Consider the following 13250-nt stretch of genomic DNA (forward strand, 5'->3'; position numbering starts at 1 on the left):
TCGCCGTCCGTTTCCCATTCCTTTCTCCGGGCCCATCCCATGAGCAAGCAAGCCAACGTCATCGCCCCCTCGATCCTTTCCGCCGATTTCGCCCGGCTGGGCGAGGACACCGCCAGGGCGCTGGCCGCCGGCGCGGACTGGGTGCACTTCGACGTGATGGACAACCACTACGTGCCCAACCTCACGATGGGCCCGATGGTGCTCAAGGCGTTGCGCGACTACGGCGTCACTGCGCCGATCGACGTGCACCTGATGGTCAGGCCGGTGGACCGCATCGTGCCGGACTTCGCCAAGGCGGGCGCCAGCCTGATCAGCTTCCATCCGGAGGCAAGCGAGCACGTGGACCGCACCATCGGCCTGATCAAGGATTCCGGCTGCCAGGCAGGCCTGGTGTTCAACCCGGCCACGCCGCTGAGCTGGCTGGACTACGTGATGGACAAGCTCGACCTGATCCTGCTGATGTCGGTCAATCCGGGCTTTGGCGGGCAGAAGTTCATCCCCTCGGCGCTGGACAAGCTGCGCGAGGTGCGGCGCCGCATCGACGAGAGCGGCCGCGCCATCCGGCTGGAGATCGATGGCGGCGTCACCGCGGCCAATATCGGCGAGATCGCGGCGGCGGGCGCCGATACCTTCGTGGCCGGCTCGGCCATCTTCAATGCGCCCGACTACCGGGCCGTGATCGAGGCGATGCGCCAGAACCTGGCGTCGGCCGGCGGCTGAAAAGAAAAATCCCGGCGCAACCCGCGCCGGGACAAGTTTCGTCGGAACGACGTGTGAGGAGACCACACAGTAACCACGGATCCACGGCAAGAACCCGCCGTTACCGCAAGGTGTGACCGGCGCTGGCGGATTTGGTTCCCAGTTTTTGCGAATTACTTTGCCGCGCCCAAAAAAAATCCCCGCCAGAGGCGGGGAAGGAACGTACCCACAGGGTTGGACGAGGGCTGTTTAAAAGGGTTGCCAGTCTGGATCGGGCTCATCAGCCCCGGCGGCTGGCGCGCTTCCGTGCGCACCGGCCGCCTCCAAGCCTTCCACGGCAGGTGATAGGAACGGGTCGTTCAGGTTGGCGTCTTCGTTCATGCGGGGCCTCCTCAGTGCAGGCTCATGACCAGGCCAAGCAGGAGCGCGCCCAGCGCCAGCACCACGCGCAGCGGCTCAAAGCCGTGCAGTTCGGCATTCGGGTCGACGGGCGGCTGGCCGGTGGGGTGCATGGTGCGGACTCCTGTGTAGACGACCCCATTCGGCTACCGGCGAGAGCATGCCTGCGGGCCCGAATGTGGCGATTTGCGGGCAAGATCGGGCGGCACGCGGGCAGCGGCGCAGGGTGCCTGCCGCGCCGCGCAGGCACTTCATGGCGGGGCGCCGGCCGCAGGTGGCGAAATGCGGGCAGTGGCGCCGACCAGCTTGCGTGCCCGGCCCACACACTGCACGCTGCGCGCCATCGTCAACCTGGAGTGACCCATGGGCCGCAGCATCGCCATCGTCGAAGACGAACCGCTGATCCGCGCCAACTACGTCGAGGCGCTGAACCGCTTCGGCTACGAGACGCGTGGCTACGGTTCGCGGCAGGAGGCCTCCGGTGCGTTCGCGATGCGCCTGCCCGAACTGGTCATCATCGACATCGGGCTGGGCGACGAGCCCGAGGGCGGCTTCGACCTGTGCCGCGAGCTGCGCGCCAAGTCGGCCACGCTGCCGATCATCTTCCTCACGGCGCGCGATTCGGACTTCGACGTGATCTCCGGCCTGCGCCTTGGCGCCGACGACTACCTCAGCAAGGACACCAGCCTGCACCAGCTGGCGGCGCGCATCGCGGCGCTGTTCCGCCGCATCGAGTCGCTGAAGGTGCCGGCGTCCAGCGAGACCGTGATCGCGCACGGCCCGCTCAAGCTGGAATCGGAGCGCATGCGCATCACCTGGGACGGCGAGGAGATCCCGCTGACGGTCACCGAGTTCTGGATGGTGCACACGCTGGTGCGTTTCCCCGGGCATGTGAAGAACCGCGACCAGCTGATGCGTGAAGCCGAGCTGGTGGTGGACGACGCGACCATCACCTCGCACATCAAGCGCATCCGCAAGAAGTTCATCGCGGTGGCACCGGAGTTCGACGCCATCGAGACGGTGCACGGCGTGGGCTATCGATGGAAGCCGTGATGAAGCGTGGGTGCTGGTTGGTGGTCGGGTTGCTGCTTTCCTTCGCGGTACACGCCGCCGCTGCGGCCAGTGACAAGGCTGTGCGGGTCTCCGGCAAGGCCGATCGCGACGTGCCGGGCTGGACCATCCAGACCGGCTTGCCCGATGGCTGGACGCAGGATTGCTGCGTCTATGCCCAGGCCATCGGCGTCAACGAGGTGCTCTACCAGGGCGAGTGGACCGGCGAGCCGGAGCGCGTGATCGTGCTCAATGTGTGGCCTTCGAAGCTGTCCTCGCTCGAAGCCGAGGTGCAGGACGACCGCCATCACTACCTGGATCGCGATCCGGGCGGCAAGGCAGGCGTGTTCGCGCTCGACAACAAGGCCGTGGACTGTCGCGGCGTGCTGTACCAGGGCAGCGACCACAAGGACGACGTGGTGGTGTTCTGCGATCCGGGCCTGGCCTCCGGCATCCGCTTCAGCTGGTCGATGACGCTTGCGCATGACGACCGGCGCAAGGACGAGCTGCTGGCGCTGTTCCGGCAGGTCGTGCAGCAGTCGCGCTACCTGGCTGACCGCGCCGCCCCGGCGGCCACCGCCCGAACGCAGCACTGAGCGTCGTTTTCGGTATCGTCCCGCCATGACCCTGCGCCGCAAGCTGCTGCTCGTCGCCCTGTGCACGCTGGCCCTGCCGGTGGCCGGCTGGCTCTACGTGCGACAGATGGAAACCCTGCTGCGCGAAGGCCAGGCCCAGGCGTTGACGGCGTCCGCGCGCGCGATGGCGCGCAGCCTGGTGGTCACCGACGCGCCGCTGCCGCCGGCCGGTCCCGGCTGGTATGTGCAGCAAACGCCGAACCCGATCACCATCGATGGCTACGGCGACGACTGGGCGCCGCTCACGCCGTGGAGCCAGCCGCTCGACAAGCGCGGCAAGCTGCTGCTGGCCGAGGACGCCGACTGGCTTTATCTCTACGCGGACGTGCGCAGCACGCACCGCACGCGTGCCGATGCCGGCGATCCCAACGCCCTGCTGGCCGATCACCTGGTACTGAGCCTCGGCAAGGGGGAGCAGTCGCGCCGCTATCTGCTCGCGAGCGCGGCGCCCGGGGCGCTCACCGCGCAGCCGCTCGATCCGGCGGTGGACGGACTGCCCGCGCTGGTCACCGCGCAATGGCAGGAGGACGGCAGCGGCTATCACGTCGAGCTGCGCCTGCCACGGCGGCTCGCGCTGGATTCGCTGGGGCTGTCGGTCTACGACGCGGCCACCGGCGGCGATCCGCAGGCGGTCGAGCGCCTGCCGCTGCTGACGTATTCGCCCTCGCTCTCGCGGGAGTTGGGCCAGCTGGCGCTCGATGGCGTGCAGGCGCGCGTGCTCGCGCCGCGCGGCTGGCTGCTGGCGCAAACCGGTCGCCTCGCCACGCCGGCGACGGCGCCCGGCGATCAGCCTGGCTGGTTCGCCGCGCTGGTCTACCGTTCGCTGTTGGCCGATCAGGTCGAGGATGCCGAGCCGTGGACGCAGGACGTGCCGCGCATCGACGTGGCCGAGGTGCGCGAGGCAGGCGCAGGCCGGCCCGCCACGCTGTGGCGACAGGGCGAGGCGCGCGGCAGCGTGATCCTCGCGGCGGCGGTGCCGATCGAAAGCGATGGACAAGTGCGCGGCGTGCTGTTGCTGGAGCAGGCGAGCCGGGCGGTGCCGCTGCTGGCCAATCGCGCCTTGCTCGGCTTGCTGCTCACCAGTTTTGGCGTACTGCTGGTGGCCGGCGCGATCCTGCTGATTTTCGCCACGCGCCTGAGCCTGCGCCTGGGTCGCTTGCGCGACGCGGCCGAACGCGCGCAACTCAACGATGGACGTCTGGACGGCCCATTCCCGATGACGGCTGCCGAGGACGAAATCGGCGACCTGGCGCGCAGCTTCGAGCGGCTGTTTGAGGTCGTGGGCGGTTATACCGACTACCTGCGTACGCTGGCCTCGAAGCTGTCGCATGAATTGAACACGCCGCTGGCCATCGTGAAATCTTCGCTGGACAACCTCGAGCACGCCCTGCAGGCGCAGCAGGCGATGCCGCCCGATGCCCAGCCTTACCTGCTGCGCGCGCGCGATGGCGTGGCACGCCTCGGTGCGCTGGTACGCGCCATGAGCGAGGCCAGCCGCATGGAGCGCGCCATCGCGGCCGCCGAGCCCGAGGACGTGGACCTGGTGGAAGTGGTGCGCGGCTGCAGCGAAGCCTATCGCCCTCTGGCGGGCACGCGACGGCTGGAAACCGTGCTGCCGGAGGCGCCCCTGCACCTGCATTGCGCGCCGGAGTTGATTGCCCAGGCGCTGGACAAGCTGTTCGACAACGCGCTGTCGTTCACGCCCGATGGCGGCTGGCTGCGCCTCACGCTGCGCGCGATGGGCGACGGTGCCGAGATCGAACTGGCCAACCAGGGCCAGCCCTTGCCCGCTGCCATGCAGGGGCGACTGTTCGATTCACTGGTGAGCCTGCGCGACAAGGCCACCCCCGGCGATGCGCCGCACCTGGGCCTTGGCCTTTACGTGGTGCGCCTGGTGGCCGAACGCCACGGCGGCGTGGCGCTGGCGCGCAACCTTGAGGATGGCAGCGGCGTGGCCTTCACCCTGCAGCTGCATGGCATGCCCCGCCAGCGCCTGTAGCGGCGTTACTTCACCTCGCCCAGCGTCCACCCGCCGCCGCCCGGCAGCACGGCAAACTGTTTCACCGTGGTGGCTGCGCAGTCGCCCGGCTTGTCGGTGCATTGCGCCAGCGTGACGCGCAGGTGCTGGTCATCGATGAGGTCAAAGTCGGTGAGGCGCGTGCCGGCGAGGCTGGCGGCGGTTTCCAGCGCGGTGCCGATGAATACGCCGTGGCGGAAGACGTACAGCTGCAGGGCGCCGGGATGGCACTGATCGTCGACCGACACGGCAGCCTCGGCGACGTAGGTGTCGCCCTTGCGCTGGGCCCTGCCGGTCAGCAGGCGCTGGCCGGTGAGCAGGAAGCGGTCCTCGTCGTTCTTTGGCGCCGCAGCCTTGGCGGCGCAGGCCACGGCAGTTGGCGCCACGGCCGGCGCCTGCGCCGCGAGCGGCTGCAGCGGGCGCGGCACATAGGGCTGCGCCACGCGGGTCGGGGCGGGGTGTGCCATCCACAGGACGAAGGCCATGGCGGCGAGCGCCAGCGCCACCGCCGCATGAGGCCTGCCGCGCAACGAGGGCCGGCGGTACAGGTAGGCCAGGGTGAGCAGCGCCAGCAGCACGGCAACGGGTGCCAGCGGATACCACAGCAAGGCCAGCACGCCGAACAGGATCGCCACGATGGCTGCACTGGACAGCGGTGTCTTTGCCGTCGGCGCCTGGACGGGCGTCGAGGCCGGCAGCGGCGGGGGCAGGTCATGCGGCTGGGCGGTCCATGGCGGTGCCTCGCTGGCGGGCAGCGGCGGTGGAACAATCGCCCCCTCGCTGGCCGGCTGCCAGGCAAACCAGGTCTGGCCGCCGTCGTCACACCACTGGTCGCCGGACCGCGCGTAGTGGTCGAGGGCCTGCTTCGGCAGCGGTCCGCGGATCTGCTGGTCGCGCCGCAGCCAGACCAGCGTGTCGCTGTCGGGCAGCACGTCGGCCTCCACGCCCAGGCCGCGGAGCTGGGTAGCCTGGGCGTCGGCCGTGGCGGCATCCAGACCGCGGCGGATGATCAGCGGGGCGCGCTCGAACACGCGCTCGCGGAAGCCTCCCAGCTCCATGCCGAACGCGGCCGCCAGGCGCGCGTGGACGGTGGCGGGGTCCTGGCCGTCTAGCAGGCGACCGGAAAGTACCAGGCAACGGTAGTCCATACCCTTCGATTCCCCTGCGAGTGCCGCGTCGTGCACCGATGGGGCAAGCGTAGGCGCGTGGGGTCGGGCGAACAAGCGGTGCACGGATTTCGGTTCGCCGCCGCGCAGCCCCTACAATGCCCCTCCCGTTTGCTCATCCGGATCCCCACGTGATCTCCCGAGACGAATTCGACGCCCTGGCCGCGAACGGTCATACCCGCATACCGCTGGTGCGCGAGGTGTTTTCCGACCTCGATACGCCGCTGTCGGTGTACCTGAAGCTGGCCGACGGGCCGTATACCTTCCTGTTCGAATCGGTCGAAGGCGGGGCAACGTGGGGGCGCTATTCCATCATTGGCCTGCCGGCCCGGCGGATCTACCGGTTGCGCGGCCACGAGCTGGAAGTCGAGGACGCCGGTGAAGTGACCGATCGCCGCCACGTGGACGATCCACTGGGCGAGATCGAGCTGCTGCGCAAGCAGTACGACGTGCCGCGCCTGCCGCAACTGCCGGCCTTCAGCGGCGGCCTGGTCGGTTACTTCGGCTTCGAGACGATCGGCTACATCGAGCCGCGCCTGGCGCAATGGGACCGCGCCGACGAACTGGGCACGCCCGACGTGCTGCTCATGCTCGCCGAGGAAGTGGCCGTATTCGACAACCTCAAGGGGCGCCTATACCTGATCGTGCACGCCGACCCCTCGCAGCCGCACGCCTATGCCGAGGCGCAGCGCCGGCTCGACGCGCTGGTCTATCGACTGCGCCAGGGCGGGGCGTCGTATCCGCAGCTCAACCAGTCCACCGCCCTGGACGAAAGCGACTTCAAGTCCTCCTTCACCAGAGAGGAATTCGAGGCGATGGTGGAGCGCGCGAAGGAATACATCCGCGCCGGCGACATTTTCCAGGTGGTGCCGTCGCAGCGCCTGAGCGTGGGCTTCAATGCGCGTCCGGTCGACGTGTACCGCGCGCTGCGTGCGCTCAATCCGTCGCCCTACATGTACTTCGTCGACCTGGGCGGCACGCAGATCGTGGGCTCGTCGCCGGAGATCCTGGCGCGCTTGAAGGACGGCAAGGTGCTGGTGCGTCCGCTCGCCGGCACGCGCAAGCGCGGCGCCACCGACGAGGAGGACCGCGCGCTCGAAGCAGAGCTGCTGGCCGATCCGAAGGAGCGCGCCGAACACGTCATGCTGATCGACCTTGGCCGCAACGACATCGGCCGCATCAGCGAGACAGGTACGGTGGAAGTGAGCGAATCGTTTGCAGTCGAGCGCTATTCGCACGTGATGCACATCGTGTCGCAGGTACAGGGCGACGTACGGCCCGACGTGGGCTACATGGACGTGCTGAAGGCGACCTTCCCGGCGGGCACGCTCAGCGGCGCGCCGAAGATCCGCGCGCTGGAGATCATCCAGGAGCTGGAGCCGTACAAGCGCAACATCTACGCCGGCGCGATCGGCTGGATCGGCTGGTGGGGCGATGCGGACACCGCCATCGCCATCCGCACCGCCGTGATCCAGGACGGCCGCCTGCACGTGCAGGCCGGTGCCGGCATCGTCTACGACTCCGACCCTGCGGCCGAGTGGGAAGAGACCATGAACAAGGGCCGTGCGCTGTTCCGCGCCGTGGCGCAGGCGGCGCGGGGGCTCTGAGCATGAGCCGCGGGCGCCGTGTCGCGATGCGGTCATGCATGCTGGGCATGACCGGCAGCCTGCTGCTGACGCCGGTGCTGGCGCGCGAGCCGGCACCGCCCGCATGGCGCGACGATGCCATGTCGCGGGTGGAAGTGCTGGCGCTACTGGAATCGCTCAACGCCGACCTGCTCAGTCACCCGAGCGCCACGCTTACGCTCGAGCGCTGGTGCGACGCGCATCACCTGGCCGCCGACGCCAGGGTCGTGGCCGAACGCGTGCGCGGCGCGGACAAGCCGCTGCCGGATGACGCGCGAGCCCTGCTCGGTATCGGGCCGGACGAGCCGGTGCGCTATCGCCGCGTGCGGCTCGCCTGCGGCGGCCACGTGCTGTCCGATGCGGACAACTGGTACGTGCCCTCGCGCCTGAGCGAGGCCATGAACCATGAACTCGACACGACCGATGCGCCGTTCGGCAAGGTCGTGCAGCCGTTGCACTTCCGTCGCCAGACGCTGGCGGCCGACCTGCTGTGGTCGCCGTTGCCGGCGGGTTGGGAGAGCGGTGCGCCCTGGCCCGTGGCCGCGAGCAGCGCGCTGGTGTTCCCGCAGCACCTGCTGCAACACCGCGCGGTGTTGTACGACCAGGACAACCGACCCTTCAGCCTGGTAGTCGAAAGCTATACGGCCGACGTGCTGGCGTTTCCGCCGCCGGCGCCACGAAGCCCCTGAACCAGGCCACAAGTGGCGGCGGCCCTGGTCCGGGGGAATCCGTGCCGGCTCATTGCACCGGCACGTTGTAGACCACGCCGGGCGTGGGCTCGGGCGAGAGCGAGTAGTGCCACCATTCCATGGCGTAATTGCGGAACCCTTCGCGCTCCATGGCCTCGCGCAACAGCGCGCGGTTGGCATGCTGCGCAGGGGTGGCCAAGGGCGAGTCGGTATTGGCCCGGGTGCCGAAGAAGTCGAAGATCGTGCCCATGTCCAGGGGCGCGCAGCGCTCGTCGTTCTCATTGCATTGAATGATCGTGAGGTCGACCGTGGCACCGCGGCTGTGGCCCGACAACGGGGCGATGTAGTCGCCCATCAGGTCGCGCTTGTCGATGTCGGGGTAGTGCGCGGCCTTGGTGTGCTGGTCTGCCGGATCCGCGGCCCAGCGCACGAAGTGCCTGGAGGCACGCGCCGGTCGGTAGCAGTCGAACAGCTGCAGGCGCCGGTGCAGCGGGCGCAGGTCGCGTTCCACCCGCGCCAGCGCTTCGGCGGCCGGCCGCAGCAGGAAACACTTCGGCGCCAGGTAGCCGTCCACCGGCGCGCCCACGAAATTGTCGCTGCCGGCGTACTTGATGTCTTCCATGATGTCCGGCACGAGTTGCCGGATGTCGACCAGCCTCGCCTCGGCGATCGTCGTTGCCGGCGACATGGTGATGATCGACTCTGCCGCCACGCCACCGGCGCACGCCAGCGCCGCCATGCACAACCACCTGCCAAGCTGCTTGTTCACAGGCATGCCCCCCCTGAGTAAGACAGCACCCGCGTCGTCGCCATCAGCGGCACGCGGATCGATCCTGCCGACGACCGCCAGACGGTGGCCGCTACGCTATCAGCCGGTGCCGTGTCGTGCATCGGCGCGCCGGGTGACCTCGTCCCAGACGCGCATGAGGTTGCCGCCCCAGAGCTTGGCGATGTCGTCGTCGCTGAAGCCATGCTGGCGCAGCGCGGCGGTGACGTTGCGGGTCTGGGTGGCATCCGTCCAGCCGGCGATGCCGCCACCGCCGTTGAAATCCGAGGCGATGCCGACATGGTCGATGCCCGCCACCTCCACCAGGTGGCGGATATGCACCACATAGTCGTCGAGCGTCGCCGGCGGGAAGGCCGCGTCGATGCGGCGCATGCCGTCGACATAGGCCGGCAGGTAGGCGTGCCTTTCGCTGTCGAAGGCGGCGTCTCCAGCCTGCTTCGCCACCTGTGCCTGCAGGGCTTTTTCGGCCAGGTCACGACCCGGATCCAGCTTCAGGAAGCCCTTCAGCGCCACGGCCTGGATGACGCCGCCCTTGGCGGCGACGGCACGCAGCAGGTCGTCGGGCAGGTTGCGCGGATGGTTGAGCAGGGCGCGTGAGGACGAATGCGAGGCGATCACCGGCGCGCTGGAAATGGACAGCACCTCGCGCACGCAGGCGTCGGACGAATGCGAGATGTCGACCATGATGCCGAGCTGGTTGGCGCGCTTCACCACGCTGCGGCCGAAATCGCTGATGCCGGCATCGCTGAGCGGCGGGTCGCCTAGCTCGGCCATCGGCGTCGAGCTGGTGCACAGGTCGTTGTGGCCCATGTGGGCGAGGCCCACATAGCGTGCGCCGCGGGCATAGGCGGCATCGAGGTTGTTCAGGTCATGGCCCAGCGAATAGCCGTTCTCGATGCCGATCATGGCCGAGAGCTTGCCGGCCGCGCGGTTGGCGCGCAGCTGGCCCGGCGTGGTGGCCAGGCGGATGCGATCCGGATAGGTGCGCAACATCAGCGCGATGTCGTCGTACTTCTGCTGCGCCTGCGCCACCGCATGAGCGTAACCGGCGGGCGTCAATGGACCCTGCTCGACGTAGATGATGAAGAACGCGGCATTGAGGCCGCCGCGCTCCATCTTGTCCAGGTCCACCTGCAGCACGCTGGGCTTGCCGGCGTCGAAGCGGGCCTCGCGCATGTAGCCGAACGGGATGTCCACATGCGTGTCGAGCGTGACCGGTGGATCCTTCGGTGTTGCTGCCGCTGCCGCTGCCGCTGCCGCTGCGCTGGCGACTGCGAGCGCCAGTGCGACGGTAGTGCCGAGTGTGCCCAACGCCTTCATGCATGCTCCCCCTGTGCGGCCGGTGCTTCGCCGGCCAGTGCTCAGCCTTGCCCGTCGCCGCCAGGCGGCCGCGCGGGGTGCCCATTGGCGTGCCGCATGCAACCGCGGCGACGCCATGCCGAGCATCCTACCGTCTTGGCCGGCGCAAGTGGTTCCCCCGCGTGCGCCCGGTCTCGCTTGCCATCTGCGTGGATTCGGCCATGCTTCGGCAAAGCCCGCCGCCCCGGGTTGGCGCGGGGCAGGCTGGGGCGCGAACGCCACGGGAAACGCATGATCCACACGGTATGGCCCTATCTCGCTGTGATGCTGCTGGTGGCAGGCCTGTTTCCCGCCCTCGAGCGACGGTTCCGCTGGCGCGTGTTCGAGGTATTGCCGCCCATCGTGCTGACCTACCTGCTGGTGACGGCGCTGGCAGTCGCCGGGCTGTGGCAGGTGAACGACGGCATCCGGGCAGCGCAGGGCATGCTGATCGAGCATCTGGTGCCGGCCCTGCTGTTCCTGCTGATGATCAACGGCGACCTGCGGGCGATCTTCCGGCTCGGACCGCGCGTGCTCGCGGTGTTCTTCTCGACGACGGTGGTGCTGTTCATCGCCTTCATCGCCACCTTCCTGGTGTTCCGTCCCTGGCTGACCGGCAATGCCTGGCAGCCGCTGGCCGCGCTGTCGGGCAGCTGGGTGGGTGGCACGGCCAACATGGTGGCCGTGAAGCAGGCCATCGGCATGCCCGATCGCCTGCTGGCCATGTCCCTGCTGACCGACGCGCTGTGCTACTCGATGTGGGTGGTGGTGCTGTTCTCGCTGGCCCGGCTCGCGCCCGCCTTCAATCGCTGGACCCGGGCGCGCTCCAGTGCCGAGATGGTGGTGGAGGAGATTCGCAGCCATGGCCCGACCACGCCGGAGAACGTGCTGATCTGGCTGGGCATCGCCTTGCTGGTGACGGCCTTGTCGGACTGGCTGGCGGGGCACTTGCCGGTGTCCAGCATGGTGTCACCGACCACCTGGACCATCATGCTCGCCACCGGCTTCGGCCTGCTGGCCGCGCACACGCCACTGGCGCGCTTTGCCGGTGCCAGCACGATCTCCAGCGCCATGCTGATCAGCGTCGTTGCGGTGCTCGCCTCGCAGAGCAATTTCGAGGGAATGGCGGCGGCGCCGCTGTACCTGATGTGCGGCGTGACCATCATCGCGATCCATGCGGCGCTGCTGGCGCTGGTGGCACGCCTGTTCCACTTTGACCTCTACCTGTGCGGCATATCCTCGCTGGCGTGCATCGGCGGCGTGGCGGCAACGCCGGTGCTGGCGGCAAGCTATGCGCGCTCGCTGGTGCCGGTAGGCATTCTGCTGGCCCTGTTGGGCTATATCCTCGGTACCGGATTTGGCCTGTTGGTGGCGTCGGTGATGTCATCGCTGGCGCTGACGTAAGGAGTCATCATGCGATTGTTCCGCTGCGCCGCGTTCTGTCTCGCCTCGGCCTGCGCCCTGGTCGTGGCGCCTGCACGGGCCGGCAACCCGACTGACGCGCTGGCGGTGCCGCCGTCGGGCGTGATTGGCCTCGACAACGACGCCATGCTCACGCCGGCGTTCTGGATCGGCCAGTTGCCGCAGCCCGACCAGGTGCTGCTGGACAGTGCGGCGATTACCGCGCAGAACGCCAGGCTGCTGCAGCTCGATCCCTCGATGCATGACCTGCGGACGCTGCCCTCGACGTTGACGCGTGCGCAAGTGCAGGGCTGGATCAACCAGGTCTCGCAGCTGCCGCAGCGACCGCTGTATGACGAGAACGGCGCGCGCGTGCCGGCTTCGGTGACCGCGCTGGCCACCGACCAGCTGGCGCTCGATCGCGTGGCGGAAACGCAAGGCACGCGCTATGGCCTGGTCGTGCGCCGCGCCCCGTTCCGCAGTTTTCCGACCGACGCGCGCGTGTTCACTTCCGACGACGATGCCGACATCGACCGTTTCCAGGAGACGGCCGAATTCCCCGGTACGCCGGTAGCCATCGTCCATGCGAGCCGCGATGGCCAGTGGCTGTTCGTCCTCAGCGCACGCTACGCAGCATGGACCCGCAAGGAGAACGTGGGTGAGGGCAGCGTGCAGCAGGTCTTCGCCTATGCCGGAAGGTTGCCCCAGCGCGTGGTCACCGGCGCCGTGGTCGAGACCGTCCATACCCGCGAGCGACCGGCCGTGTCGCAACTGCGCCTGGACATGGGCACGGCGGTGCCGGTGCTGCCCGATCACCCGGCCGACCAGCCGGTCAACGGGCAGTCGCCGTATGCCGCGTACGTGATCGACCTGCCGCTGCGCACGGCGAGCGGCGCGCTTGGCTTCACGCCGGCGCTGGTGCGGCGCCAGGCCGACACCAGTGAGAGCTACCTGCCGCTCACCGAAGGCAACATCATCCGCCAGGCCTTCAAGTTCCTTGGTGAACGCTATGGCTGGGGCCACGACTATGACGGGCGCGACTGCAGCGGCTTCGTCTCGGATGTCTATCGCAGCATGGGCGTGCAGATGCCGCGCGATACGGGCCGGCAGGCCGGCAGTCCCGTGCTGGCGCACCGCTCCTTCTCCGCCAGGGACAGCCACGATGCGCGCATGCAGGCGGTGCGCGAGCTCAAGGTAGGCGAACTGGTCTACATTCCCGGTCACGTGATGATGGTGATCGGGCGGGTGAACGGCGAACCCTATGTGATCCACGACACCACCGGCATCAGCTATCGCGACGGCAGCGGCGGGACGCGCCAGGTGAAGCTCAATGCCGTGTCGGTGACGCCGCTGCTGCCGCTGATGCTCGACGGCGGGCATTCCTACGTGGATCGCATGACGAGCATCGTGCATATCCGTTCCTGACTTCCCCGATCGCGTCGCC

General features: G+C 68.7%; 12 protein-coding genes. 8 read left to right on the forward strand and 4 right to left on the reverse strand.

The features are described from left to right. Positions 1–39 precede the first annotated feature (39 nt). On the forward strand, positions 40–720 hold the full coding sequence (rpe, locus tag ACXU4B_RS11690; RefSeq protein WP_131412336.1) for a ribulose-phosphate 3-epimerase: 681 nt from the start codon (positions 40–42) through the stop codon (positions 718–720). Between the two features lie 228 nt (positions 721–948). Here the strand turns inward: rpe and ACXU4B_RS11695 are convergent, their stop codons facing one another. Further along, complete coding sequence (locus ACXU4B_RS11695; protein ID WP_276322579.1) at positions 949–1080, reverse strand: hypothetical protein; 132 nt, start codon at positions 1078–1080, stop codon at positions 949–951. 381 nt (positions 1081–1461) lie between these two features. On the opposite strand from ACXU4B_RS11695, the gene pdsR reads away from it, so the two are divergent. Genes pdsR through ACXU4B_RS11710 form a run of 3 tightly spaced genes read left to right on the forward strand, consistent with a single transcriptional unit; the run spans position 1462 to position 4782 of the window. Then, positions 1462–2151 carry a proteobacterial dedicated sortase system response regulator gene (pdsR, locus tag ACXU4B_RS11700; RefSeq protein WP_131412334.1) on the forward strand — a complete coding sequence of 230 codons (690 nt, stop codon included), beginning with the start codon at positions 1462–1464 and terminating at the stop codon, positions 2149–2151. Next, positions 2151–2744, forward strand: coding sequence for a hypothetical protein (locus ACXU4B_RS11705; RefSeq protein WP_131412332.1), 594 nt, complete (start codon positions 2151–2153; stop codon positions 2742–2744). Before pdsR ends, ACXU4B_RS11705 begins: the two co-directional genes overlap by 1 nt. Positions 2745–2769: 25 nt before the next feature. Further along, entirely contained in the window at positions 2770–4782 is a 2013-nt protein-coding gene (locus ACXU4B_RS11710) for an ATP-binding protein (RefSeq protein ID WP_131412330.1), read from the forward strand. Between the two features lie 5 nt (positions 4783–4787). Here the strand turns inward: ACXU4B_RS11710 and ACXU4B_RS11715 are convergent, their stop codons facing one another. Continuing rightward, positions 4788–5948, reverse strand: a complete 1161-nt coding sequence (locus ACXU4B_RS11715) for a hypothetical protein (protein WP_131412328.1) — start codon at positions 5946–5948, stop codon at positions 4788–4790. A gap of 116 nt (positions 5949–6064) precedes the next feature. Between ACXU4B_RS11715 and trpE the strand changes: the two genes are divergently transcribed. Both trpE and ACXU4B_RS11725 read left to right on the forward strand, forming a co-directional pair. Continuing rightward, positions 6065–7573, forward strand: coding sequence for an anthranilate synthase component I (trpE, locus tag ACXU4B_RS11720; protein ID WP_425481428.1), 1509 nt, complete (start codon positions 6065–6067; stop codon positions 7571–7573). Between the two features lie 38 nt (positions 7574–7611). Continuing rightward, complete coding sequence (locus ACXU4B_RS11725) at positions 7612–8280, forward strand: hypothetical protein (protein ID WP_131412324.1); 669 nt, start codon at positions 7612–7614, stop codon at positions 8278–8280. A 49-nt stretch (positions 8281–8329) separates the two neighbouring features. Here the strand turns inward: ACXU4B_RS11725 and ACXU4B_RS11730 are convergent, their stop codons facing one another. Together ACXU4B_RS11730 and ACXU4B_RS11735 are read right to left on the reverse strand one after the other, a co-directional pair. After that, complete coding sequence (locus ACXU4B_RS11730) at positions 8330–9019, reverse strand: M15 family metallopeptidase (protein ID WP_131412884.1); 690 nt, start codon at positions 9017–9019, stop codon at positions 8330–8332. A gap of 129 nt (positions 9020–9148) precedes the next feature. Then, positions 9149–10387 (reverse strand): dipeptidase, encoded by a 1239-nt coding sequence (locus ACXU4B_RS11735; protein ID WP_131412322.1) that lies wholly within the window; start codon positions 10385–10387, stop codon positions 9149–9151. A 270-nt stretch (positions 10388–10657) separates the two neighbouring features. On the opposite strand from ACXU4B_RS11735, the gene ACXU4B_RS11740 reads away from it, so the two are divergent. Both ACXU4B_RS11740 and ACXU4B_RS11745 read left to right on the forward strand, forming a co-directional pair. After that, positions 10658–11809: a DUF819 family protein gene (locus tag ACXU4B_RS11740; RefSeq protein ID WP_131412320.1), complete on the forward strand. Its 1152-nt coding sequence runs from the start codon at positions 10658–10660 to the stop codon at positions 11807–11809. A 9-nt stretch (positions 11810–11818) separates the two neighbouring features. Beyond that, entirely contained in the window at positions 11819–13231 is a 1413-nt protein-coding gene (locus ACXU4B_RS11745) for a C40 family peptidase (protein WP_131412318.1), read from the forward strand. Positions 13232–13250: the final 19 nt, after the last annotated feature.

Source organism: Dyella soli (assembly GCF_054482295.1).